The sequence below is a fragment of the Streptomyces sp. ActVer genome (assembly GCF_027270795.1).
GTDB lineage: Bacteria > Actinomycetota > Actinomycetes > Streptomycetales > Streptomycetaceae > Streptomyces > Streptomyces umbrinus_A.
On record NZ_JAPWHT010000013.1, the window covers coordinates 1 to 22,465 of the forward strand.

A 22,465-nucleotide genomic window follows, 5' to 3' on the forward strand; every position below is an offset into this window, starting at 1 on the left:
CGACGACGAGGCACTCTCCCTCCAGATCCCCAGCGACGGCAGCCAGCGCGAACTGCGCTCCGTCCTCGACTGGCTCGGCGCGGCCGGCATCGAGGCGGACGAACTCACCGTGCACACCCCCGACCTCGACGACGTGTTCTTCGCCCTGACCGGCAGCACCAAGGTCCCCACTCAGCCCACTCGGCCCACTCGGCCCAGCCAGTCCAAGGAGGATGCCCGATGAGCTCCCTCGCCCTCGCCGTCCGCGACTCGTCCACGATGCTGCGCCGCAACCTCCTGCACGTGCGGCGCTACCCCTCCCTCACCCTGAACCTGCTGCTCACGCCGGTCGTGCTGCTGTTGCTCTTCGTCTACATCTTCGGTGACGTGATGAGCGCGGGCATCGGTGGCGGTGGCGCGGACCGCTCCGACTACATCGCGTATCTCGTGCCGGGCCTGTTGCTGATGACCATCGGCGGCACCACGATCGGTACCGCGGTGTCCGTCTCCATGGATATGACCGAGGGCATCATCGCCCGCTTCCGCACGATGGCGATCCACCGCCCTTCGGTACTCATCGGACACGTCGTCGGCAGCGTCCTGCAGTGCGTGATGAGCGTGATCCTCGTGGGTGCTGTCGCGGTGGCCATCGGCTTCCGGTCGACGGACGCGACAGTTCTGGAGTGGCTGGCGGCGTTCGGGCTGCTCGTGCTCTTCGCCCTGGCGCTCACCTGGATCGCGGTCGGCATGGGCCTCGTCAGCCCGAACCCCGAGGCAGCCAGCAACAACGCGATGCCGCTGATCTTCCTGCCGTTCATCTCCAGTGCCTTCGTCCCGGTCGACGCGATGCCGGGCTGGTTCCAGCCGATCGCCGAGTACCAGCCGTTCACGCCGGCCATCGAGACCCTGCGGGGCCTGCTGCTCGGCACCGAGATCGGCCACAACGGATGGCTCGCCCTCGCCTGGTCCCTGGCGCTGACCGCACTGGGCTACTTCTGGTCGAAGGCGTCGTTCAACCGCGACCCGAAGTAACCGCCGTCGAAGGGCCCCACCGTTCGCGGTGGGGCCCTTCGACATCGTGCCTGGCGAGGCACGAGCGGAGGACACGAGCACGGGAAAAGGGAGGGAACTGGCAGTGTCCGGGCCGGAGTTCCTCGGTGACTACGAGCGGGCCGTGGCCTGTGCGGTGACTCGCTGGATGGCCTTGACGGCGATGTCGGGGCGGTCGACGTGTATGTAGTGGCCGCTTCCGGCGGCGACGCCGATCCTGCTGCGGCCGGAGAGCGCACGCCACTGCTCCTGTCCCTCGGCCCACATCGCTTCCAGTGCGGGCCCGTAGTCGGGGACCTCGGCGTACTGGGACTCGTGCCTGATGATCTGCACCGGGATGTTCCCCGCGGAGCGGACCTTCTCGTCGGCGATGAGGAACTTCTCCGGGTTCTGACCCTCGTTCACCGCGATGGTCTGGTCACGCAGTTCGGCCGCCATGCCGGTGGCCGACTCGGGGATCGCCTTCGAGACGCCCGCCGTCAGGGCCGGGATCGTGGCGTCCATCAGGACCAGGCCCTTGACCCTGTCCCGGTGGTCGGGGGCGGCTCGCGGCCGGCGCCGGCCAATGCGCGAGCCCTCGCCGGATGCGCCGTGTCAGTCGCCCGTGTCAGTCGCCCATGTCGTACCGAGGCTCTTCGGTACGGGTCCGCTTGACCTCGTAGAAGCCCGGAACAGCGGCCAGCAGCAGAAAGCCGTCCCACAACCGTCCGGCCGTCTCTCCGGTCGGCGCGGGGGAGACGACGGGACCGAAGAAGCCGACCCGTTCACCTGCACCACGCTGCTGCCCTGCCGCCGCAACGAGATATCGGGCATGCGTTTCGGCAGGGGCTTGCCGTGGCGTGGGCCGGGGAAGTCTGGACAACGACAGAAGCCCCAGGTCAATGACCTGGGGCTCAAGTGTGGAGGGTGACGGGATTCGGCGGCTCCGCCCTGGAGCTCGCTGACCAGGAGGGACAGCGCAAGGTCCGGTGGCAGGCCGACCTGTCGTGGAGGACCCGTCCGCCCGGCCCGGCGATCCACGCGACGCGAGGCCACCACCCTGCGGACTCGCGTGTGACAAATGCATTTAATGCTGAATAATTGGACATGAATGTGCTCCTGCGGGCAGGGACGCCGGAGACGGCAGGACAAGATTCGGGACGCCTCAGAAAGACCTCGCACTCCACATGTGGCCAGAGTCTGAAGCGATCCGACGCGAGTGCGGGGTCTCCGGCAGTGCATCGATTCGATGCAGGAGGAGGCAGAGATCATGAAGAACGGCCAGGTAGCACTAGCCCTTGCGGGCGGCTACTTCCTCGGACGCGCACACAAGATGCGATGGGCGCTGGCGCTTGCCGGCATGGCGGCGGGCAGTCGCCTCCGTCCTGGCGGCGGCGGGGCGGCGACGAAACTCCTGAAGTCCCCCGAGATCAACAAGCTCACGCAGACTGTGCGCAACGAGTTGCTGTCGGCGGGCAAGACCGCCGCCGTGGCTGCGGCCGGTAGTCGCATCGACTCGTTGAGCGACCGGATGCAACGACGAGCCTCGTCGCTTCGCGCCGGACCGGAGGCGGAGGAGCCCGAGGACAACGAAGAAGAGCCGCGCGACGAGGAAGAAGAAGAGGAGGAGGAAGAGGAGCCCGCCGAGGAAGAGGAGGAAGAGCCGGCCGAGGAGGCCAAGCAGCGAGAGAGGGGGCGCCCTGCGCGGACTCGGGCCCCCAGCAGCAAGGGCCGTACGAGGACGCCGGCCACTCGTCCCGCTACGGACAAGAAGAAGACCAGCGCGAGCAGCAGCAAGAGCGCGAGCAAGAGCGCCGGCCGTAAGACCGCCACTGGTCGCAGGACCGCGAGTTCCGGGTCGTCCGGTAGTGGCGGGTCCGCACGGCGAGACCGAGGGTGATGACGTATGACTCAACGATCGGACGGTCAGACTTCGGGCGGCCTGGGCACGTTGACCAAAGAGCTGCCTACCGACCGCTTGCTGGAAGAAGCGCAGAACCTCCTCGCCGCCCTCGGAGAGCGGGCAGTCACCAATGTGACGGACAAGGTCCAGGATCTGGCTCACGGCGACGGACTGGGCGGCGGTCTCAAAGCCAAAGCGGCGCTCGCGGGGGGCAAGCACCTTCTGTCTCAAGGCACCTCGCAGGTGAAGTCCGCCGTCGGCGACGGCATTTCCCATACGAAGGACAAGGTCAAGGAGACGCTGTCCGGCGGCCCGGGCGACGGTGGCGGAGACAAGAAGAACAAGAAGCTCAAGGTCGTCAACATCGTTGAACAGATCGACGTGGGCCTTACCGTCTCCGACGCCTACAACCAGTGGACGCAGTTGGAGGACTTCCCCACCTTCATGAAGAAGGTGGAGGACGTCGAGCAGGAATCCGAGACGGAGACGAACTGGAAGGCGCAGATCTTCCTCTCTCACCGCAAGTGGAAGGCGACCGTCATCGAGCAGGTGCCGGACGAGTTGATCATCTGGGAGTCGAAGGGCGACAAGGGCCATGTGGACGGGGCGGTGACCTTCCATGAGGTCGGGCCGCACCTCACCAAGATCTTGCTGGTTCTGCAGTACTACCCGCAGGGCATGTTCGAGCGGACCGGGAACCTCTGGCGTGCCCAGGGCCGCAGGGCACGGCTCGAACTGAAGCACTTCCGCCGGCACGCGATGAGCCAGGTACTTCTGCACCCCGAGGAGGTCGAGGGGTGGCGGGGCGAGGTGCGCGACGGCGAGGTTGTGCGCACTGATGAGGAAGTGCGCGACGAGGAGGAGCAGGGCGAAGAGCAGCCCGAGGACGAATTCGAAGAGGCGGAGGAAGAGGAGCCGCGTAACGAGGAGGAAGAAGACGAGGAGGAGGACGAAGGAGAAGAGCCCGAGGCGGAGGAAGAGAAACCGGCCAGCCATCGGCGCCGGCGGTCCGGGACGAAGGCCAGGTGAGTGTGATGACCGTCGCAAGCCAACGCAACCGCTACCTGGACCGGCCCTCCTCGGGCGGTCTGGCCGAGGTGGTCGACCTGATCCTCGACAAGGGTCTGGTCATCGACATCTACGTCCGGGTCTCGCTGGTGGGCATCGAGTTGCTGACGATCGACGCCCGGATCGTGATTGCCAGCGTCGACACGTATCTGCGCTTCGCAGAGGCGGTGAACCGTCTCGACCTCGCCCGCAGCGGAACCGAGACACGTGGCTTGCCCGGGATCATGGAGGAGATCCGCGAGGGGGGCGCCGAGCACAAGACGAAGGGCGCCCTGGAAGGGGTCAAGGGCAAGGCCCAGGAACTCCTTCACGGCGGGGATGAGGACGAGGACGAGCAGCCCGAGGACGAAGAGGGCGAAGAGGGCGAAGAGGGCAAGTACGAGGACGAGGACGAAGAGGGCGAAGAGGGCAAGTACGAGGACGAGGACGAAGAGGGCGAGTACGAGCCCGAAGAAGAGGACGAGGAGCAGTTGGAGCCGGTGGAAGCGAAGCCCCGGCGCACATCATCCTCCGCTCGTCGTAAGGGACGGGACCGATGACGGGGGCCACCTGGCAGACGCCCGGGACGGAGAGCGGCCGGTACATCTACGGAGTCGTCCGGGGGGCCGAAGCCGTTACGGTGGTGGAGGGTCTGCCTGCGGTGGGGAGTGCCGATGGGCAGGTGACCTACGTCGGGCATCGCGCGATCGCGGCCGTCGTGAGTGAGGTGGCCGCCGACCGGCCGCTGGGGACGCCGGGCGACCTGCGTGCCCACGCCCAGGTGCTGGACTCGCTCGTGGCCGCGGACGCAACGGTACTGCCTTTCCGGTTCGGGACGGTCCTTCCCGATGAGAAGGCGGTGGCCGATGAGCTGCTGGCGTGCGGTCACGACGCCTTCATGGCCGCCCTCGACAGGCTGGAAGGTTCTGCCCAGTTCACACTCAGAGCCCGGTACGTACAGGACGAGGTGCTGCGGGAGGTGCTCGCGGAGCAGCCCGAGGCGCAGCGGCTGCGCGACGAGCTGAACAGCATGCCCGAGGACGCCGGTTACTACCGGAGGATCCAGCTCGGCCAACTCATGGCCGAGGCGATCGCGGACAAACGTGACAGCGACTCCGTGGAGATCGACCGCTGTCTGGCGCCGCTCGCGGTCGCCGTGACACCGGGCGAACCGGCTGCCGCCGAGGCGGTCGCGGATGTCTCGTTCCTGGTCGAGCGGGAACGGCGTCCGGCCTTCGAGCAGGCGGCGGAGGACCTCGCCCGTCGCTGGCACGACCGGATCCGGCTGCGGCTGCTCGGGCCGGTCGCTCCCTATGCCTTCGCGACCGAGGCGATGGACGGCTTCGAGGAAGGGCGTTAGCCATGGGACTCTTCACCGGACTGCTGACCCTGCCGCTCGCGCCGGTCCGCGGCGTGGCGTGGATCGCTGAGCGGGTGCACGAGGAGGCGAACCGGGAGTTCGTTGATCCGGTGGTCATCCGTCAGCGCCTGGAGGAAGTTCAGGAAGCGCGGGAGAGCGGCGAGATCACGGAGGAAGAGGCGGCGGACCTGGAGGAGGAATACGTACGCCGTCTGATGGAGGCGGGGCCCCCGAGCGGTGGCCTGGAGGTGTGAGCCATGCCCGGGACAGGACGCGAACGCCCCGTGCCCGAGGAGTCGGGACCACCGCGTCGGGCCCGCGAACGGGCGGATCCGGAGCGTCAAGGGACGAGCCACGGGACGAAGGGCGCGACGCCCCGGCGGTCCCGCCCGAAGGCTGACGAAGGTGAGGCGGACGAGTCGCGACGCCGTCGGCACGCGCCCGAGCCGCAGTCACGCCGGCGTCCGGGCGTCACCGCGCGGAAGGCCGCCCAGTACGCGGCGCTTCATGTGCAGGAACTCACCGGCGAGCCGGCCGAGGGCGTGACCTCCCTGGAGCGCAGCGAGGTCGGCTGGGAGGTGGGCATCGAGGTCGTCGAGACGCACCGGATACCCGACTCCACCGACATCCTCGCCGTCTACCGCGTCGATGTGGACGAGGAGGGGGAACTCGTCTCGTACCACCGCGACCGCCGGTACTACCGGGGAAGGGCGGATGACCAGTGACGATGAACCAAGGCCCGGGTTGGGCCGGATCAAGCAGGGCCGGCCTGAGCCCCGCGCGCCGTCCTGCCCCCTCCGAACCGGCGAACCTGGCCGACATCCTGGAGCGTGTGCTCGACAAGGGCATCGTCATCGCGGGCGACATCCGGATCAACCTGCTGGACATCGAACTGCTCACGATCAAGATCCGGCTGATCATCGCTTCCGTCGACCGTGCCCGGGAGATGGGCATCGACTGGTGGGAGCACGATCCGACCCTGTCGGCGGGTAAGCGGGACGTGGTCGAGGAGAACGAGCGCCTGCGCCGCCGTATCGGTGAGCTGGAGGCCGGCCGTGGCTCGGCCCCCGACGGGATGCCCGGGACCGGCGAACCCCGCCAGGAGGAGGAGCCGCGACGGCGTCCACCGGGCCGGCAGTCCGGGGGCGGTACGGAGCCAGGGGCATGAACGGCGCGTCGGCCACCTGGCTCTACGTCGTGGCGTCCGGCAAGGGGCCCGATCTTCCGGCCGGCCTGAGGGGCGTGGCCGGCGAGCCCGTGCGCGTCGTCGAAGACGCAAGGCTCTCCGCCGTCGTCGGGTCGGTGCCGCTGAGCGAGTTCGGGGAGCAGGAACTCCGCGCCCACCTGGAGGATCTGGGCTGGCTGGAGGCGGCCGTCCGCGCTCACCACCGGGTGATCGACACGGCGGCCCGCGGAGGGCGGGTCGTCCCCCTGCGGTTCGCGACCGTCTACCGCGACGACGCGCGGATCCGTTCCCTTCTGGAGGAGCGTCGAGCCGATTTCGATTCCGTGCTGGCCCTGCTGGCCGGCCGGACCGAGTGGGGTGTGAAGGCGTACGCGGATCCGCAGGCGTTCGTGACGGACTCCCCGGGCGACCGCACCAGCGATCAGGACAGCCCCGGCACCGCCTATCTGCTGCGCCGGAGAGCGCAGCAGAGGGGACGAGAGACCGCGCACCTGCGTGCCGCGGAGTATGCGGAAGCGATCCATACGGCCCTCGCCGAGCTGGCCGCGAGGACGGCGGAGCATCCGCCACAGGACGCACGGCTTGCCGAGTACGAGGGATCGATGCTCCTCAACAACTCCTACCTGGTGCCCGACTCCCGGGCGCAGGAGTTCGCCGCCGCCGTGGCCTCCCTCGAACAGCGGTTCCCGCAGATCCGGCTGCAACTCAGCGGCCCCTGGCCGGCCTACTCGTTCACCGGAAGCGGCGACAGCGGACAGAAGGGGTGAGGGCCGTGCTCGAAGAACAGCCCGTGCGCAGGCCTTCGCCCGCGCTCGAGTCCCGGCAGATCGCGCTGGTGGACCTGCTCGACAGGGTGCTGGCCGGAGGCGTGGTGATCACCGGAGAGGTGACCTTGTGCATCGCCGATATCGACCTGGTCCGCATCTCGCTGCGGGCGCTGGTTGCTTCGGTCCGCGCCGAGTGGATCTCCGACGGCACGGGCCTCGACGCCGAGGAGAGTGTCCGATGACCGGCCGTCCTGCCGAGCGTCGCCCGCGTCGGGACGGTGAGCCGGCTGTGGGGCGGACGCGGCACTACAGGCAGTACAAGTACAGGAAGGGGGCCGCGACGGGGCACGTCCCTGCGGGGGAAACCCGTCGGACCAGCGCCGGCAGAGTCGTGGGCCCGACGCGCGTCAGGATGGATCCGGAGTCGGTGGAACGCGGTCTGGCGGGCCTGGTGCTCACCGTCGTCGAGCTGCTGCGTCAGTTGATGGAGCGGCAGGCGCTGCGTCGCGTGGACGAGGGGGGTCTCAGCGACCATCAGGTGGAGCAGCTCGGACTGACCCTCATGGCGCTGGAGGACCGGATGGCCGAGTTGCGTGAACACTTCGGCTTGTCCGAGGACGATCTGAACATCGACCTCGGACCGCTCGGGCCTCTGCTGCGGCGGGATTAACCTCCGCCGAGTCCGCCCACTACCGCGGGTGCGCGCGGCGTGGGGTCCACCTGGTGGGTGACCGGTCGCCATGACGGCGACGGGTTCCGGTGTGCCACGCGCGGTCAGGTGGGCGGCGGCTACGGCAACGCACCTGCTACGGACCTGGCGGGCTGTGTCCACGACGCGTGGGTCCTCGTGCAGGACGCAGCGAACCTCCACCCGCCGGCCGGGGGCATCGGGTGCGTGTTCGGCCCGTATCCCAGCTCGGGCGGGCAGGGCCGGGAATCCGGCGGCCTGCCGGGTTCGGGAGGCCGCACCGGCCGGCCGTCGGCCGAGGTCGGGCTGGAGCGCGGCCACGCCGGGGACCGCCAGGGCGGCCTGGTCAAGGACCATCTGGGAGGTGGCGAAGGCTGCCGACGAGGGCGGCCCCGGAGGGCTCCGCAGGGTCGCGTTGAGACTGTGGTTGAGACCGCAACCGTCGAAGGGCCCCACCGTGAACGGTGGGGCCCTTCGACATCGTGTCCGGTGAGGCACTGGCGGAGGATACGAGATTCGAACTCGCGAGGGGTTGCCCCCAACACGCTTTCCAAATGTTCGTCTGGGGGGCTCGGGGGTGTGCGGGAGTGTTCTGACCTGCAGTGCAGTAGGTGTGGGAGATGCTTCTGAACGGTGCTGTACGGGGGTGAATGCAACCAGAACCGCAACCACGGTCCGGTCCGCTTGCCGCTGTCTGTCTCCTTCGCGCTGACATCCAGGGCCTCCTTGTCTTCGGGAGCTGCTTGACTGGTTCAGGTATGCCGTTTGTCGGATCGGGTGGGGAGCACGGGTTGCCTCTGGAGTTCGGGCTGTGGCGGGTGGACGACAAGCCGGTGCGAGTGGTTACGCGGCCGATGCCTCTGGAGTCGAGGCTGGAAAACCTCATAGAAGCCGATCCTGAAATCCTGGGAAGGCCGCTCCTGCTGATCGGGCGGCAGGTGCAGACGGACCACGGCAAATTCGTCGACTTGCTCGGCATGGACGCCGAGGGTGGCCTGCATGTCCTGGAGCTCAAACGGGACCGCACTCCCCGGGAGGTCGTAGCGCAGCTCCTCGACTACGGCTCGTGGGTCCAGGAACTCAGGAACGAACAAGTGCGGGAGATCTACGCGACGTACGCCCGCGGCAGGGGTCTGGTGACGGAACTGGACGAGGCGTTCGCGCTGCGTTTCGGCGGTAGCGCTCCGGAGGCGCTGAACAGTGCCCACGCCCTCACCGTCGTCGCGAGCGAGATCGACGCCGCCACCGAGCGGATCGTCACCTACCTGGCATCCGGTTACGGGGTTCCCGTCAACGTACTGTTCTTCCGCTATTTCGAGGACGAGGGGCGCTCCTACCTGGCGCGCACCTGGCTTCTGGACGAAGCCGAGGATGTGGTGCCGCCACCGGGAACGAAAGGGCGGGGGAAACAGGAGCCGTGGAACGGTACGGACTGGTATGTCTCCTTCGGCGACGAGCCAGGCGGCCGGAGCTGGGAGGACGCGCATGAGTATGGCTTTGTGTCGGCCGGTGGCGGGGACTGGTTCTCCCGCACACTCCGTTCCCTGCCTGCGGGGGCGCGGGTGTTCACCCACATTCCCAAGGCAGGGTACGTAGGCGTGGGCACGGTGTCCGGCGAGCCGCAGCCCTTCGAGGACGCAGTCCTCACCATTGACGGCCAGAGCCGGCGGATGGCTGACCTTCGGCTCAAAGGCTCCTACCGACCGCACGGTGGTCCGGCGGAGAAGGAGGGCGGGGAGGACCGCCGCGAGTGGGTCGTCCCAGTCGACTGGGAGCAGGCTGTGCCGCGCGAGGGGGCGTTGTGGCGACCCGGCTTCTTCGCCAATCAGAACTCCGCCTGCAAGCTCCGCGCCCGATTCACGATCGAAGAAGTCTCTCGTCTCTTCGGCATTGGTTGATGGTGCAGGAGTCATTGAGGTGCGTGAGACAGAGCGTGGAGAGGGCTCAGCCGTCATCAGGGTGCCCCCAAGGGCACAGCTCGCGGTGGCGGCCAGGGATCGGGCGCCGGTGCGTCGAGTACACGATTGAGGGCGGTCGGCTGATCGATTGGATCAGGACCGTCGTCGGCGATCGCCGCGACGCCTACTGCTCAGGCTTCGTGCCGTTCACTTCGGCACCAGGCGCTGAGCAGTTCCTCGGGTCCGTACGCCGCCTGGAGCCCGGAACAGCGGGTCCCGTTGCGCGAGGCCGCCACGAGCGGTACCGGCTCGTCGGTGATCGCTGCCCGGTGCTTCTGCAACGCGGCAAGGTCGTGGCTGTCGAACGCGGAGTTCCCAAGCCACTTGACCGAGCCGAGGAAGATCAAGTGCTTGGCCACAGGTTGCCTGTCGGCGCCCACCAGGTCGATTTCGACGTCGTTGCTCCGGGTCCAGTAACCGCCGATCGCCGGAGTGGCGGGCAGGAGCTCGTCCGGCAGGAGACGGGCGAGGGATTCCCGGACCAGAGGCTCGATCGCGCGGCCTCGCCAGCTTGTCCACTGCTCCTTGATCCGGCCCAGTGTGAGGTCTCCACGCATCCGCTCGATCTCCGCCATGTGGGGATCCAGAAACGCCAGCCAGAAGCGCAGGTAAGGGTCGGCCACACGGTAGCGGCGTTCCTTCGAGGGCCGCAGTGAGAGGGGCAGTTCGGCGGCCACCACTCGTTTCTCGGTCAGGACATCAGTGGCTCGGGTGAGAGTGGTGTGGGCGATGCCACCGGCGGCGCGCGCGATGTTGGTGAAGGTTCGCTCCCCGCTTCCGATGGCCCGCAGGACTTCCCTGCTCATTGCCTGGGGCGGAAACTCCGCGGCCAGTGACCGCTCGGCGGAGACCAGCAGTGCCGAGATCGGGTTGTCCAGCGAGTCGCGGAGGAACTCCCAGACGTCGGCCCCTGGCCGCCACTCCGCACAGATCAGCGGCAGACCGCCGGTGACCAGGGCGGCGTCGAAGGCGGCTGCCGGCTCAAGCCCGAGCATCTCGCCGATATCGGCAGGGTTCAGCGGCCCCACGACCATTTCCCGGCCCCGCTGATGGAAGGGACGGTCGTAGCTGTTCAGCGCCTCCATCATCGACAGGTCGGATCCGACCAGGAGGAGGAGTACGGGTTTGCGGCTGAGCAGGCGGTCCCATGCCCGCTGGAGCATGCCCTCGAATGCGTCGATGCGGTCCATGAGATAGGGAACCTCATCGATGACAACCACGCTCGGGCTGTCATCGGGCAGGATCTCCGCAAGCAGCCTGAAGGCGGCATTCCACTGCTCGGGGGTCTCCTCTGAGAACAGTTCCCGCTCCGGGAGGGTGGATCTGGCGACGGCGTCGAGCAACTCCGTCAGCTCGTCCTCCGCCGTGCCGCCCGCCGCGGTGAAGAAGAGGTACGGCGTCTCGGTGCGCCGGAGGAATTCCTCGACGAGGCTGGACTTGCCGACCCGCCGCCGTCCACGCATGAGGATGCACTGGCCTGGTTTCGCCGACCCGACGGCATCATGAACCGCCTGCAGGGCGTTGCCGAGCACGTTCAGTTCGCGGTCCCGCCCGATGAAGCGACGCACGGCAAGCCTCCCGTAGGCGATAGTCTCGACGGAGATACTATCCCTATCGATACCATTGTCCTCTTCGTTCGGGCATGACGCTCATGACGCTGTGGATGCGGGAGAGGGTGAAAATGCGCTCGGCTTCCCGCAGGTGGCACCAGGCTTCGAGATGGGGCGGGTCGAGTATGAGGTGGCTGACGGTGCGCACGGTCCGGCTTCCCGAGGTGGCGACGTACTCGACAGTGGCGGCCTGACCTGTATCGATGGCATGTGCGAGCTGGTGGATGTTGCCTTACCCTCCACGTGCCGGACGTCATGCTGAAGGACGTCGCCCGGAGGATCACCGAAGCCATCTGGGGCCCCGGAAACGCCCCCTGTGGACAAAAACCAGGACAACGAGGGGTGAGGGCAACGTCGAAGGGCCCCACCTTGCAGTGGGGCCCTTCGACGTTAGTGCCCGGTGAGGCACTGGCGGAGGATGCGAGATTCGAACTCGTGAGGGGTTGCCCCCAACACGCTTTCCAAATGTTCGTCTGGGGGTACGGTGATGTGCGGGAGCGTTCTGACCTGCGGTGCAGCCGACTCGGGTGGGGCTTCTGAACGATGTCGTACGGTGGTGAACGCAACCAGAACTGCAACCACCGCTGACCTACTTGCCGTGTTCCGGGCCGTACCACTGGAGGGCTTGCCCGGTCGCTGCGGCGATGCACTCGAAGTCGTGATCGCGATGGAGCAGGGTGAGCCCCTGCAGCTCAGCGGTCGCGGCGACGACGAGGTCGACAGCTCCGGCACTTCGGTGTTTCCCCTGCTTGGTGAGGGCTTCCTGGACCTGCCAGGCGCGGTCGTAGGCGCGGTCGTCGACGGGCACCCAGCCGAAGATCAGCCGCATGTCCTCGATGCCGCGCGCCCGGTCGGCAGCTGACCGTGCGCTGTAGAAGAACTCGAGCTCGGTGATCGGGCAGGTCGCGATGAGTCCGGCCGCGGCGGCCTGGTCCCAGCCGTACTGCTCCGCTTCCCCGCGCATGAACCGCGCGAGCGCGCTGGTGTCGATCAGGAACTGGGCCGCGTTCACCGGCGGTAGTTCTCCTTGTTCTCGAACAGTTCCAGATCAAATGCGCCGTCGCTTGCCGCGGCCCGCAGCCGCGCGACAGCCAGGGCGCGACGCCGACTCTCCAACACCTCGCGAAGGGCAGTGTTGACGGTCTCCTTCTTGGTGTTCGTCCCGAGGGCTTTCGCCACGTCCGCGACCAGGTCGTCGTCCAGGTCGATAACCGTCCGACTCATATGCTCCTCCTGATATCAAATGTGGGGTCAAGTATATCTCGTGAGGTGCCTTGTGGGGTGCCATCGGACGCCTCGGCCTGGCCACCGGGTCCTACGCGGGCATCACGCCATGGATACGGGAGGCTTCACCCCTGACCTGGATGAGCTCCCCGGCCTGAACCCGGGGACCACTGAACTGTGCCGCTCCGTGTCCGGTGCCCACGAGGGCGTGTGTCAGTCGACGGGGTAGCCCTGGGCGAGGGCGGACCTGCGGAAGGCGGGGAGCTTGTCGAGGGGGACGACGAGGTTCCGTTCGCCGAGGCGGGTGCAGTGGGTGCGGGTGCGGCGGTCGGTGGCGAGGAGGGCCGCGACGGCGGGGTCCGCGCACTCGATGAGGTGCACCGGCCCGGTGTCGCGGACCTGGCCGACGCGGCGGGCGGCGTCGGCCAGCAGGGTGGTGACCGTCTGCGGGAGCGGAGCGGCGGTGGCGTCCAGATAGTGGCGGAGTTCGGCGAGTTCGCGGCCCGTGTCGGCGGCGGCGAGCAGTGAGGCGGAGGTCAGGGCCCACACGCGGTCGCCGGTGCGCTCGGCGAAGGCGTCGAGGAGGAGGGTCTCGGCGGGGGCGAGCCCGTCGAGGGCCACCACGTCGTGGTTGGGGAGCACCTTCAGGCCGCCAGAACTCTTCGGGGCGGTGTCGGCCGGTGCGGGGGAGGGGAGGTAGGTGGCGGTCTGCCCGGTGGCGTAGGCGCCGAGGGGGTTGAGGCGGAGGGCGAGGAGGCCGTCGTAGCGGCTGATGCAGTCGGTCCAGTCGGCGCCCCAGTTGTCGCGGTAGTCGTCGCGGGCGCCCACCGGCGGCCGGTGGTCCACATCGATCAGGCCGAGGACGGCGGCGTACTCGAAGAGCACGGCGAGGGTGTAACGGCCCTGGAGGAGTTCCCAGTTGTGGAACCCGTCGTAGCCGAGGCTGCCGTATTCGGGGTCCTCCAGGTAGAGCTTCCACAGGGCGCGCTCACTGCGGGCGATCGTGGGATCGTGACCGGCCTTGCGCATGGTGCGGAAGAGCGTGTCGACGTCGGTCCACTCGCCGGGCGCACAGGCGGCCAGGGCCGCGCCGACCTGGGCCCGGCGCGGCTTGACAGCGGTGAGGACGTTCGCCGCGCGCTGGCCCTTGATCGCTTCGACGCGGGAGAACTCGTCGATCACGCCGCGGCTGAGCCAGCGCTGCCACAGCAGGGCGAGCGTCTCGTGCGCCGGTTTGGTCAGCGCCGACCTGCCGCGTGCGGTCAGTGCGAGTTTTCCGGAGGTGAGTTCGGCGAGTCCGCCGGCCTGGAGCAGCAGCGGCCAGGCGAAGGACGCGATCGGTTCCTCGGCGTAGAAGTCGCCGCCGCTGAGCGCTTCCGCGACCGCCTTGACCGTCGCCGCGGACGGGCGGAGTGTCTTCTCGCTGCAGCGCAGTCGGCCTGCCGCGCACAGCTGAAGCACCGCCTTCAGGTTGGCCTGCGCCTCGTGCTCGGTCGTGCGTACCTGATGCTCGTCATGCTCGTCGTGGTCGCTGGTCACAGGGGCCCCGTCCCCAGGACGTAGTGGTAGTTGCCTGCGCCGCTGGTGCGCTCCAGCGTGCGTACGATCTTCTGGGCGTTGTCGCGTGGGCCGTTGATGTAGAACGGCTTCCCCTGGCGACCGAAGCCGATCCGCGGGGCGGCCGGGCCGGGCTCGCCGAGGTGTACGGAGACCTGCGCGAAGTCCGGCGCGGGCTCGAAGCCGAGGGTGCGGGCGTAGGCCACACCACCGTGCACGATGCTCTGCGCCTGCTCCAGGCCGATCCGCAGCGGAGGTTGTGCGAACGCCCGGTAGTAGTCGCGTACGAAGGCGTCCAGCGATCCTCCGCCCATCACTTGTGGGCCGACGGTGTCCTTGACGCCGAGGCAGTAGACATCGACCAGGAACCCGCAGACGGTGACCCGGCTGGCACGCTCCTGCCGGGCGATCAGGACCTGGGCGAAACCGGCAACCCCGGGATCCCCGGCGCCCTCGGCGTCGGCACGCGCCCAGTCGGGGGCCCCGGACAGCTCCAGGTCGGTGCTCCAGCCGGCGCTCACCCAGCAGCCCACCACCGGGCGCGCGGCCGGCGCGGCCGTGCTCTGCTGTTCGTGGGCCACCTGGCGCACCAGCGCACTCGCCCGGGCCGGTTTCAGTCCGAGGGCCCGCGCGATCTGCTTCGGTCCGCTGCCCTTCTCCCGCAGCGACCGTACCTGGGACAGCAGTTGCGCATCGTCGTCGTTCACGGGGCCATTGTTCCGCAGCGCCGGGGCGTCAGGTACGGGGGTTGGCTCTTCCCGTTGTCCCCCGGAAGGGGGACGCGCGTGGGCATGTGGGCCCGAGCCGGGTGTTTCCCGGCCGCCCGTCCGTATCGGGGAAGGCGTTCCCGTACGGGTGAGACGGCCACCCGCGGTCCCGCTGCTCCGTAAAGTCGGGTCGGGGCGACACGGCCGCGGGAACAGGGAGGACGGAGCGATGGCCAAAAGCGCGAGGGAGCGGCTGGGCGTGCTTCTCGGCGGGTCGAAGGCGCCGGAGTTCAGCGCCCGGCTCGAAGTACCGGCGGACGGCGTCGGCCTTGAGGTGGCCGGGGTCGGACCGGTACGTCTGCCGCTGCGCGCGCCGCAGGTGAAGAAGCTGATCGCGGTGGCGCGTCCGGCACTGTTCGGCCGGGGGGAGGACACCCTGAGCGACAGCAGTGTGCGCGACACCTGGCAGATCCCGCCGGACCAGGTCACGCTGGGCGGCCCGGCCTGGCCGACGCTGCTCGACGGCGCGCTGGAGTACTTCCGGGGCGAACTCGGGCTCCCCGCACCGAGCAGGCTGAGGGCCGAGCCGCACGCGCTCCTCGTGTACGGCAAGGGCCAGTTCTTCCTCCCCCACCAGGACTCGGAGAAGGACGACGCCATGGTGGGCACGCTGGTGCTGTCGCTGCCCTCGGCACACACCGGCGGCGAGCTGGTCATCGGGCACGCCGGGCAGAGCCGGACCTACCGTGCGTCGAAGACGGAGCTGAGCCTGGTGGCCTTCTACGCCGACTGCCCGCACGAGGTGACACCGGTCAGGAGCGGCTACCGGGTGACCCTCACGTTCAACCTGCTGGCCGAGCGAGGGGCCCCGGAGCGGGAGTCCGGCCCGCTCGACGACGTGGCGCACTGCCTGGAGCAACACTTCAACGCACCGGCCAGGCCGCGCTACGGCGGCCGGCACCTCGATCCGCCCCGTCGTCTTGTCTACCTGCTCGATCACGAGTACACCCAGCGGGGTCTCGGCTGGGACCGGCTCAAGGGCGCCGACACGGAGCGTGCCGCGCTGCTGCGCGCCGCGGCCGCCCAGGCGGGGTGCGAGACGGTACTCGCCCTCGCCGAGGTGAAGGAGACCTGGGACGCCACTCCGGCCGGGTACGACCCCTGGGACGACTACGGCTACGAAGAGGAGGACGAAGAGGGAGAGGAAGAAGGAGAGGAAGCAGCCGCGGTCGACGGCGCGGGTGCCGACGAGGACTACGAGCTCGGCGACCTGATCGACGACGAGATCACCCTCGGCTGGTGGACCGGTCCGGACGGCGCCGACGGCGAGCAGATCTCGCTGTACGTCCGCGACTACGAGACTGCCGCCAGTACCCCGAGTGCGGACCTGAAGCCCTATGACTCCCAGTACGAGGGCTACATGGGCAACTACGGCAACACGCTGGACCGCTGGTACCGGCGGGCCGCGGTCGTGGTGTGGCCACGAGAGCGGGCCTTCGCGGCGCGCGGCGAGGCCGGATCACGGTGGGCACTCCAGGAACTGCAGGCCCGTGTCACCAAGGGCGACCGGGACGGCGCACGCGCTGCGGCCGAGTCCCTCGCGCCGTTCTGGAAGGGCAGTGGTGTACAGCCCGGACAACTGGGGAACGCGCTGCGGGTGGCCGACGGCCTTCAGGTGCCCGGGACCGCCGCGATGCTCCTTGAGCCGTTCCGGATCGACGCGCTCACTCCGGAACACGCGGACGAGCTGGCCGCGGTGGCGAAGCGGTACGGCGTCCAGTGGCTGGGCCAGGTCACCGAGGTCTGGTTCGGCGGCGCGCAGAACCGCTTCGAGGAACACCGGTACGACTGGACCGAGCGGCTTCCCCAGCTGTGCGCGGCGCTGCTCTCCGCCCGGAGTCCGGCGGTGGCGGAGCTGCTGTTGACCGGGGCCTGGGCCCAGGTGGACGGTGAGCTGCGGCTGTGGGCCGAAACCGGGCCGGCCGAGATCCGCCGCGTGCGGTTGGAGCGGCTGAGCCTGCCGCTGCTGCGCGTCCTGGAAGCGGCCGACGCGAAGCTGAGCGGCCGGATCATGGCAGCGTTGCGTTCCTGCCCGGACACGGTCCTGGAGTGCCTGCTGCCGATGCTGCGCCAAGCGGCGCGGGAACAGACGGGGGGCGAGCCCCGGGCGGCGGGGCTCGGAGCGGTGGCACGGGAGTGCGGGGACCGGCTAGGCGCGCTCGCGCGCCGCGCGCCGCGCGCCGCGGACGACTGGTCGGTGGCGTGGACCGGGTGCGGCTGCGAGCTGTGCGGCACCCTGGGTGCGTTTCTCGGCTCCCGTTCGCGGCGGACACTGGAGTGGCCATTGGCGAAGGACGGACGGCGCCACGTGCACAGCAGGATCGACACGGCCGAGCTGCCCGTAGGCCATCAGACCAGGCGGCAGGGACGCCCGTACACGCTGGTGCTGACGAAGACCGAGGAACTGTTCTCGCGCGAGCGGGCGACCCGCCGCCAGGCCGGAGCCGACCTGACCTGGCTGGCCTCGACATGGAACCTTTCCGACGAGGCCGGAGCTGAGCCGAGGCCGTGACACGAGTCCCGGGGCGCGGGAGAGACGCCGACGAAGGCCACCAGGGCGTCCGGTGAGGCGAACTACTCCCGGTCGCCGCCGACGGCCGCGAGGTACTCCGCGCCCAGGACGGCGCCGATGCCGGGGACGCTCTGGACTGTGTCAGCGAGTTCGTGTTCGCGAAACCGGCCTTCGACGAGCTTGTCCAACTCGGCGACTTGCTCGTTGAGGGCGATCACCTCCCTGGCGGGGGTCGGCGACTACCGCGTTGTCTACACCGCTGAGGACGGTCAGCTGATCGTGTGGGTCCTGGCCGTCGGCAACCGCCGCGACATCTACCGCCAAGTTCCGTAGGTCATCCGCAGGGCAGGTCGGTGCCGACTGCCCGCCAGGAGTCGCGGCGGCGTGCGCCTGCCTGTTTGTCGAAATGTTTCGAATGTCGCCTGTAAACGCAACCAAAACTGCAACCACGCACGAAGAAGGGACCCACCGCAAGCGGTGGGTCCCTTCGACATCGTGCCCGGTGAGGCACTGGCGGAGGATACGAGATTCGAACTCGTGAGGGGTTGCCCCCAACACGCTTTCCAAGTCTTCGCCTGGGGGTTCGGGGGAGATCGGGAACGTTCCGACCTGCGGCGGAGCGGTTGGTCGGCGAGCTTCCGAACGGTCCCGGACGTCGGCGAATGAGACCAGAACTGAGACCGCAGCGCGGTCAGGGACTTGCTGGTTAAGAGGCAGACGTGACCACATCCGGGAGCCGACGTGCAAGGTCAGCTCCCGGAATGAGTGAAAGAGGCTGACACCTACTTCGCCAGATGCTGGACGTTGTCGAGCATGGCTACCAGCTCGACGGGCGGCTCTGAAGAGGCAGTCAGAGTTGCCTCCCGGTAGGTGACTGCGTCTTTCCCGGCGAAGCCGTCACCAGAGTCGATCAGCTCCCGCCGGCGTGCCCACCACGCTGGCCAGTCTGTCTCCAGGTAGGTAGAAGTTACGTGGAATCTCTTGCGAGGCTGGTGGTCTCGTAGGGGGACCTACGGACTGAAGGGATCAGTGGTAGCAGATGGTCGAGCTGAGGGAGAAGTGGCCGATATTGGGTCGGCACGAGCAGGCAGTGGCCTGGTTGCAAGTGTGGCAGGACTTGGGGCGGGCGCCGAGGACGATCGATGCCTACGCCCGCGGGCTGGCGGAGTACCTGAAGTTGTGTGAGCGGGAGAGTGTGGAACCGGCGCGGGCCACACGGGCCCATGTCGCTCTGTATGTGCGTGAGTTGGGGTCGAGGCCGAGTCGTCGGGGCGCCAACGTCGTGGCCTTGGACTCGGGTGCCGGGTTGTCGAACGCGACGCTCCAACAGCGTCTGGTGTCAGTGCGGTTGTTCTACGATTTCCTGATCGAGGAGGGGCTGCGCCAGGACAATCCCGTCGGACGGGGCCGCTACACGCCTGGGGCGCGTGGCGGCGGGCGGCAGCGTGGGTTGGTGCGGAGGCTGGTGAAGCTTCCCTGGATTCCCAGCGACGAGCAGTGGCGGGCCGTTCTGGCGGTAGCAGCCGCCGAGCCGGTGCGTACCCGGCTGATGCTGGCCTTGGCCTACGATGCGGCGCTGCGTCGGGAGGAGTTGTGCTCGCTGCGTACCGAGGACCTGGATCCGGGGCGGCGGCTGGTGCGGGTGCGGGCGGAGACCACCAAAGAGTCGCCGGGAGCGGGTCGTGCCGTATTCGGCGGCGACCGGGGTCTTGCTGTCGCAGTACCTGGTGCACCGGGCCACGGTCAGCCGGGCGCGCGGTGGGCTGTTCCTGTCGGAGTCGCGGCGTAACTTCGGCCAGCCTCTGAGCCTGTGGACGTGGTCGAAGGTGGTGCGCCGGATCGTTGTGGAGGCCGGGGTGCAGGGCTTCTCCACGCACACCACGCGGCACCTGTGCCTGACGGACTTGGCCAGGATGGGCTGGGAGGTGCACGCGATCGCCACCTTCGCCGGACACCAGCACACCGACTCCACCATGCGCTACATCCACCTGTCGGGCCGGGACCTGGCCGAGAAGTTCGCGCGCGGGATGGAGCACGTCCATGCCCAGCGGCTCGCGTTGCTGAGCGCCGGCGGCGAGGGCATCGGACGGCCGCAATGACCGCGCCTGCCCTGGCCGCAGGGAACACGGCACCGCCCGAGTGGGCCTGGCCGCTGGACGGCACGTCCTGGGACAGGGACCCGCAACTGAGCGCCGAGGAGCGCGTGGTGCTGGTACAGGCCGGCCCGCGGCTGTTGCACTCCTCCCGGCTGACCCGGGCAGAACGCGGTGCGCTGGCGCGGTTGCTCGGGCCGCTGGAGCAGGTGCGGTCCTGTCTGTGGATCCCGGACAGGGCCGGACATCACCGATGGGTCGACTACCAGGTGGTCGGGATGCTGTTGGCCCGCGCTGCCGAAGCCGGGTCAGCGTGGTGGAGTTGGGACCCGACTGTGTGGACCCGTCTGATCGGCCCTGACGCGCAGGAATGGAGCCGCCAGTGGCTGGCACAAGTGTCGCGGGCATGCCGCCCCCGTCTGCTGGCCTACGCCTACCTCCTGGGCGCGCCCGTGGATGAAGCCCTGTTCCTCCGCTTCGAGCGGCTGCGCCTGGCCCGCACGGTCTTCGGCCCCGAGATGGTGGACGCGGAGGTGAACACCGTCTACGGCCTGCTGCGCGGCTGGGGCTACCGCTTGGACACGGCGGGCAACCGCGCGGTGCGCACCTTGATCGCGCACGCGATGCTCCTCAACCGCAGCCCGTTGCTGGAGGACATGGACGCGGCGTTGCTGGAGCGCCTGCGTCAGGCGGTGCGTTCTACCGGGAGGGCATCCGGTGACCTGCACTCGCTGCAGCGGGCGCTGGCGGCGCTGGGGCGGTGCGAGCCGCCCGTCGCACGCAATGAGACGCTGCTGCGTGCTCAGCGGTGGACGGATGTGCCGGAGCCGTGGGCAGAGATGGCCCGCGGGTGGTTCGACACCTCCACACTCAGTCGCAACGTCCGCATGGCCTACCGCCAGGATCTCGCCCGCATGGGCCGGTGGCTGGCCGCCGAGCACCCGCAGATCACCGAGCCCGCCCAGTGGACCCGGGCGACCTGCGCGGCCTGGGTGGCAACGGTGGACCGGATGCGGATCGGCGACTACGTCGAACGCACCGCCACCCGCGGTGTGTTCGGAGACCCGATGTCCCCCTCCACCAAGGACAGTGCGCTCACCGCCAGCCGCGCGTTCTTCCGCGACCTTCAGGAATGGGAGTGGATTCCGCGCCGGTTCGATCCCGGGCGGGCTCTGGAGACGCCCCGCAGCGTTCGCGCACTGCTGGGTCCTAACCCCCGCGTCATCGCCGACGGCGTATGGGCCAAGCTGCTGTGGGCCGGCATCAACCTCGCCTCCGAGGACCTGCCCACGACCAGCAGCGGCCCGCGCTATCCCCTGGAGCTCTCCCGTGCCATGGCGCTGACCTGGCTGTTCAGCGGCCAACGCAGCGACGAGATCCGCCGCCTGCGCACTGGGTGCGTCCGCTGGCAGCATGACGGCACGGCCGTCAGCCCGGATGACGCCGATGTCCTCGCCCGCGACGCCGTCTGCCTGCTGGACGTCCCGACCCACAAAACCGGCACGAGTTTCACCAAGCCGGTCGACCCGCTGCTCGGACAGGCCGTTGAGGTCTGGCAGGCGGTCCGCCCCGAGCAGCCGGTGATGCTCGACGGCAAGACCGGTGAGCGCGTGCAGTTCCTGTTCGCCCACCGCGCAAAGCGCGTCTCCAAGGACTACATCAACCGCACGATCATCCCGGCGCTGTGCACGAAGGCCGGGGTCCCCGCCAGCGACGTCCGCGGCAAGATCACCAGCCACCGGGCCCGCAGCACTATCGCCAGCCAGCTCTACAACGCCAAGGAGCCGATGACGCTGTTCGAGCTGCAGGCATGGCTCGGACACCGGTCGCCCAGCTCCACCCAGTTCTACGCGAAGATCTCCCCCAAGACGCTGGCCAAGGCATACAGCGAGGCCGGCTACTTCGCCCGGAACGTACGCACCATCGAGGTCCTCGTCGACCGTGACGCCGTCGCCTCCGGGGCGGCGGCCACCGGCGAGCCTTGGCAGTACTACGACCTGGGCCACGGCTGGTGCACCTACTCCTTCTTCGAACAATGTCAGCACCGGATGGCCTGCGCCCGCTGCGACTTCTACACCCCCAAGGGCTCAAGCAAGGCCCAACTTCTCGAAGCCAAGGAGAACTTGCAGCGTATGCTCGCCTCCATCCCGCTGACCGAGGACGAACGCGCCGCAGTCGACGACGGCCAAACCGCTCTCAACGCCCTCCTCGACCGGCTCAACGACACCCCCACACCCGCAGGACCCGCACCACGCGAACTGGGCCTCCCTGCCACCGCGACCATGCTGCCCATCGTGGAGGTCCGCCAAGGCAAACAGGAATGAACTGGGTGCGGCCCCCAAGAGAGGGTGCTGGTGATAGACGCGCACCTGCTGACGGTCGGGCGGTACACAACGTCCAGTAGGCGTCGAGCCGCTGTTGCTGTGCATGGCACGGAGTTTGAGGACCCGTTTTTGCACCGTCGAGGCGCCAGCGGCGCCGAAGGTGCCGAGCTGGTCGGCGCGCCTTGGGGGGCGGAGGGGGTAGGCGCAGAATCAGCCCCTCCGCTACCAGGAACGGTGAGCCGTTTGGTGCACCCTGGCCCGGACGATCGTCCATCCATTACCTGTTCCACGACACCGGCCGAGTGAGCTCCGACGAGCGGTAACCGGGCTCTGACACCGACCGGAAGAGTCGAAACCGATAATTCCGGAAACAGCTGAGCGGCCGTTGACAAACGAAGCGAGTGATTCCGGCCCTGATTCAATCCGAGCCGAGGAATTGGCGCAAAGTGCACGCCCTGCAG

Annotated in this window: 24 protein-coding genes and 3 pseudogenes; 18 read left to right on the forward strand and 9 right to left on the reverse strand. The window is 68.7% G+C overall.

The window, feature by feature from the left end:
• Together O3Q52_RS03865 and O3Q52_RS03870 are read left to right on the forward strand one after the other, a co-directional pair.
• Positions 1 to 223, forward strand: a pseudogene (locus O3Q52_RS03865) (ABC transporter); the annotation flags it as partial.
• Complete coding sequence (locus O3Q52_RS03870) at positions 220 to 1,011, forward strand: ABC transporter permease (protein WP_269647349.1); 792 nt, start codon at positions 220 to 222, stop codon at positions 1,009 to 1,011. The pseudogene O3Q52_RS03865 and the gene O3Q52_RS03870, both read left to right, overlap by 4 nt.
• A 129-nt stretch (positions 1,012 to 1,140) precedes the next feature.
• Here O3Q52_RS03870 and O3Q52_RS03875 read toward each other — a convergent pair whose 3' ends face one another.
• Both O3Q52_RS03875 and O3Q52_RS03880 read right to left on the reverse strand, forming a co-directional pair.
• Positions 1,141 to 1,533 (reverse strand): hypothetical protein, encoded by a 393-nt coding sequence (locus tag O3Q52_RS03875; RefSeq protein WP_269647350.1) that lies wholly within the window; start codon positions 1,531 to 1,533, stop codon positions 1,141 to 1,143.
• A gap of 103 nt (positions 1,534 to 1,636) precedes the next feature.
• Positions 1,637 to 1,798, reverse strand: a pseudogene (locus tag O3Q52_RS03880) (disulfide bond formation protein DsbA); the annotation flags it as partial.
• 480 nt (positions 1,799 to 2,278) lie between these two features.
• Here O3Q52_RS03880 and O3Q52_RS03885 point away from each other — a divergent pair.
• The 11 genes from O3Q52_RS03885 to O3Q52_RS03935 all read left to right on the forward strand — a co-directional run bounded on the left by O3Q52_RS03885 (position 2,279) and on the right by O3Q52_RS03935 (position 9,857).
• Positions 2,279 to 2,908 (forward strand): hypothetical protein, encoded by a 630-nt coding sequence (locus O3Q52_RS03885; protein ID WP_269647351.1) that lies wholly within the window; start codon positions 2,279 to 2,281, stop codon positions 2,906 to 2,908.
• 6 nt (positions 2,909 to 2,914) lie between these two features.
• Positions 2,915 to 3,940, forward strand: a complete 1,026-nt coding sequence (locus O3Q52_RS03890; RefSeq protein WP_269647352.1) for an SRPBCC family protein — start codon at positions 2,915 to 2,917, stop codon at positions 3,938 to 3,940.
• A 5-nt stretch (positions 3,941 to 3,945) separates the two neighbouring features.
• Entirely contained in the window at positions 3,946 to 4,518 is a 573-nt protein-coding gene (gvpJ, locus tag O3Q52_RS03895) for a gas vesicle protein GvpJ (RefSeq protein ID WP_269647353.1), read from the forward strand.
• Positions 4,515 to 5,318: a GvpL/GvpF family gas vesicle protein gene (locus O3Q52_RS03900; RefSeq protein WP_269647354.1), complete on the forward strand. Its 804-nt coding sequence runs from the start codon at positions 4,515 to 4,517 to the stop codon at positions 5,316 to 5,318. The genes gvpJ and O3Q52_RS03900 overlap by 4 nt, the downstream gene beginning before the upstream one ends.
• Positions 5,319 to 5,320: 2 nt before the next feature.
• The gene (gene ccmI / locus O3Q52_RS03905; RefSeq protein WP_269647355.1) at positions 5,321 to 5,572 is read left to right on the forward strand and encodes a c-type cytochrome biogenesis protein CcmI; all 252 of its coding nucleotides are present in this window, start codon (positions 5,321 to 5,323) and stop codon (positions 5,570 to 5,572) included.
• Positions 5,573 to 5,575: 3 nt separating this feature from the next.
• Positions 5,576 to 6,043: a gas vesicle protein gene (locus O3Q52_RS03910; protein WP_269647356.1), complete on the forward strand. Its 468-nt coding sequence runs from the start codon at positions 5,576 to 5,578 to the stop codon at positions 6,041 to 6,043.
• Positions 6,040 to 6,486 (forward strand): gas vesicle protein, encoded by a 447-nt coding sequence (locus tag O3Q52_RS03915; protein WP_269647357.1) that lies wholly within the window; start codon positions 6,040 to 6,042, stop codon positions 6,484 to 6,486. Before O3Q52_RS03910 ends, O3Q52_RS03915 begins: the two co-directional genes overlap by 4 nt.
• Positions 6,483 to 7,271: a GvpL/GvpF family gas vesicle protein gene (locus O3Q52_RS03920; protein WP_269647358.1), complete on the forward strand. Its 789-nt coding sequence runs from the start codon at positions 6,483 to 6,485 to the stop codon at positions 7,269 to 7,271. Before O3Q52_RS03915 ends, O3Q52_RS03920 begins: the two co-directional genes overlap by 4 nt.
• 5 nt (positions 7,272 to 7,276) lie before the next feature.
• A complete protein-coding gene (locus O3Q52_RS03925; protein ID WP_269647359.1) occupies positions 7,277 to 7,513 on the forward strand; it encodes a gas vesicle protein in 237 nt (78 codons plus the stop codon).
• 170 nt (positions 7,514 to 7,683) lie between these two features.
• Positions 7,684 to 7,941 (forward strand): gas vesicle protein K, encoded by a 258-nt coding sequence (locus tag O3Q52_RS03930; protein WP_269647360.1) that lies wholly within the window; start codon positions 7,684 to 7,686, stop codon positions 7,939 to 7,941.
• An 809-nt stretch (positions 7,942 to 8,750) separates the two neighbouring features.
• Positions 8,751 to 9,857 (forward strand): endonuclease NucS domain-containing protein, encoded by a 1,107-nt coding sequence (locus tag O3Q52_RS03935; RefSeq protein ID WP_269647361.1) that lies wholly within the window; start codon positions 8,751 to 8,753, stop codon positions 9,855 to 9,857.
• A gap of 191 nt (positions 9,858 to 10,048) precedes the next feature.
• On the opposite strand, the gene O3Q52_RS03940 is transcribed toward O3Q52_RS03935, so the two are convergent.
• The 6 genes from O3Q52_RS03940 to O3Q52_RS03960 form a co-directional block, all read right to left on the reverse strand.
• Entirely contained in the window at positions 10,049 to 11,485 is a 1,437-nt protein-coding gene (locus O3Q52_RS03940; protein ID WP_269647362.1) for an ATP-binding protein, read from the reverse strand.
• A 43-nt stretch (positions 11,486 to 11,528) separates the two neighbouring features.
• Positions 11,529 to 11,753, reverse strand: a complete 225-nt coding sequence (locus O3Q52_RS54100; RefSeq protein WP_332112857.1) for a WYL domain-containing protein — start codon at positions 11,751 to 11,753, stop codon at positions 11,529 to 11,531.
• Between the two features lie 363 nt (positions 11,754 to 12,116).
• Entirely contained in the window at positions 12,117 to 12,539 is a 423-nt protein-coding gene (locus O3Q52_RS03945) for a PIN domain nuclease (RefSeq protein WP_269647363.1), read from the reverse strand.
• Positions 12,536 to 12,751, reverse strand: a complete 216-nt coding sequence (locus O3Q52_RS03950) for a type II toxin-antitoxin system VapB family antitoxin (RefSeq protein WP_269647364.1) — start codon at positions 12,749 to 12,751, stop codon at positions 12,536 to 12,538. The genes O3Q52_RS03945 and O3Q52_RS03950 overlap by 4 nt, the downstream gene beginning before the upstream one ends.
• Before the next feature lie 213 nt (positions 12,752 to 12,964).
• Positions 12,965 to 14,290: a helicase-associated domain-containing protein gene (locus O3Q52_RS03955; protein ID WP_269647365.1), complete on the reverse strand. Its 1,326-nt coding sequence runs from the start codon at positions 14,288 to 14,290 to the stop codon at positions 12,965 to 12,967.
• Positions 14,287 to 15,015: a hypothetical protein gene (locus O3Q52_RS03960; RefSeq protein ID WP_269647366.1), complete on the reverse strand. Its 729-nt coding sequence runs from the start codon at positions 15,013 to 15,015 to the stop codon at positions 14,287 to 14,289. Before O3Q52_RS03960 ends, O3Q52_RS03955 begins: the two co-directional genes overlap by 4 nt.
• 229 nt (positions 15,016 to 15,244) lie before the next feature.
• Between O3Q52_RS03960 and O3Q52_RS03965 the strand changes: the two genes are divergently transcribed.
• Entirely contained in the window at positions 15,245 to 17,587 is a 2,343-nt protein-coding gene (locus tag O3Q52_RS03965) for a 2OG-Fe(II) oxygenase (protein WP_269647367.1), read from the forward strand.
• A gap of 2 nt (positions 17,588 to 17,589) precedes the next feature.
• On the opposite strand, the pseudogene O3Q52_RS03970 reads toward O3Q52_RS03965, so the two are convergent.
• A pseudogene (locus O3Q52_RS03970) lies at positions 17,590 to 17,808 on the reverse strand (transposase); the annotation flags it as partial.
• Between O3Q52_RS03970 and O3Q52_RS03975 the strand changes: the two are divergent.
• The 4 genes from O3Q52_RS03975 to O3Q52_RS03990 all read left to right on the forward strand — a co-directional run bounded on the left by O3Q52_RS03975 (position 17,705) and on the right by O3Q52_RS03990 (position 22,004).
• Positions 17,705 to 17,920, forward strand: coding sequence for a type II toxin-antitoxin system RelE/ParE family toxin (locus O3Q52_RS03975; RefSeq protein WP_269647368.1), 216 nt, complete (start codon positions 17,705 to 17,707; stop codon positions 17,918 to 17,920). The pseudogene O3Q52_RS03970 and the gene O3Q52_RS03975 sit on opposite strands and share 104 nt — an antisense overlap.
• 706 nt (positions 17,921 to 18,626) lie before the next feature.
• Positions 18,627 to 19,376 (forward strand): tyrosine recombinase XerC, encoded by a 750-nt coding sequence (gene xerC, locus O3Q52_RS03980; protein WP_269647369.1) that lies wholly within the window; start codon positions 18,627 to 18,629, stop codon positions 19,374 to 19,376.
• The gene (locus tag O3Q52_RS03985) at positions 19,270 to 19,686 is read left to right on the forward strand and encodes a site-specific integrase (RefSeq protein ID WP_269647370.1); all 417 of its coding nucleotides are present in this window, start codon (positions 19,270 to 19,272) and stop codon (positions 19,684 to 19,686) included. The genes xerC and O3Q52_RS03985 overlap by 107 nt, the downstream gene beginning before the upstream one ends.
• Positions 19,683 to 22,004 carry a tyrosine-type recombinase/integrase gene (locus tag O3Q52_RS03990; RefSeq protein WP_269647371.1) on the forward strand — a complete coding sequence of 774 codons (2,322 nt, stop codon included), beginning with the start codon at positions 19,683 to 19,685 and terminating at the stop codon, positions 22,002 to 22,004. The genes O3Q52_RS03985 and O3Q52_RS03990 overlap by 4 nt, the downstream gene beginning before the upstream one ends.
• Positions 22,005 to 22,465: the final 461 nt, after the last annotated feature.

Bases quoted from the DNA above. Each gene is read 5' to 3' on its own strand.
- O3Q52_RS03870 (WP_269647349.1), top strand. From the start codon at position 220: ATGAGCTCCCTCGCCCTCGCCGTCCGCGACTCGTCCACGATGCTGCGC.
- O3Q52_RS03875 (WP_269647350.1), bottom strand. From the start codon at position 1,533: ATGGACGCCACGATCCCGGCCCTGACGGCGGGCGTCTCGAAGGCGATC.
- O3Q52_RS03885 (WP_269647351.1), top strand. From the start codon at position 2,279: ATGAAGAACGGCCAGGTAGCACTAGCCCTTGCGGGCGGCTACTTCCTC.
- O3Q52_RS03890 (WP_269647352.1), top strand. From the start codon at position 2,915: ATGACTCAACGATCGGACGGTCAGACTTCGGGCGGCCTGGGCACGTTG.
- gvpJ (WP_269647353.1), top strand. From the start codon at position 3,946: ATGACCGTCGCAAGCCAACGCAACCGCTACCTGGACCGGCCCTCCTCG.
- O3Q52_RS03900 (WP_269647354.1), top strand. From the start codon at position 4,515: ATGACGGGGGCCACCTGGCAGACGCCCGGGACGGAGAGCGGCCGGTAC.
- ccmI (WP_269647355.1), top strand. From the start codon at position 5,321: ATGGGACTCTTCACCGGACTGCTGACCCTGCCGCTCGCGCCGGTCCGC.
- O3Q52_RS03910 (WP_269647356.1), top strand. From the start codon at position 5,576: ATGCCCGGGACAGGACGCGAACGCCCCGTGCCCGAGGAGTCGGGACCA.
- O3Q52_RS03920 (WP_269647358.1), top strand. From the start codon at position 6,483: ATGAACGGCGCGTCGGCCACCTGGCTCTACGTCGTGGCGTCCGGCAAG.
- O3Q52_RS03930 (WP_269647360.1), top strand. From the start codon at position 7,684: ATGGATCCGGAGTCGGTGGAACGCGGTCTGGCGGGCCTGGTGCTCACC.
- O3Q52_RS03950 (WP_269647364.1), bottom strand. From the start codon at position 12,751: ATGAGTCGGACGGTTATCGACCTGGACGACGACCTGGTCGCGGACGTG.
- O3Q52_RS03965 (WP_269647367.1), top strand. From the start codon at position 15,245: ATGGCCAAAAGCGCGAGGGAGCGGCTGGGCGTGCTTCTCGGCGGGTCG.
- O3Q52_RS03975 (WP_269647368.1), top strand. From the start codon at position 17,705: ATGCCGGGGACGCTCTGGACTGTGTCAGCGAGTTCGTGTTCGCGAAAC.
- xerC (WP_269647369.1), top strand. From the start codon at position 18,627: ATGGTCGAGCTGAGGGAGAAGTGGCCGATATTGGGTCGGCACGAGCAG.
- O3Q52_RS03990 (WP_269647371.1), top strand. From the start codon at position 19,683: ATGACCGCGCCTGCCCTGGCCGCAGGGAACACGGCACCGCCCGAGTGG.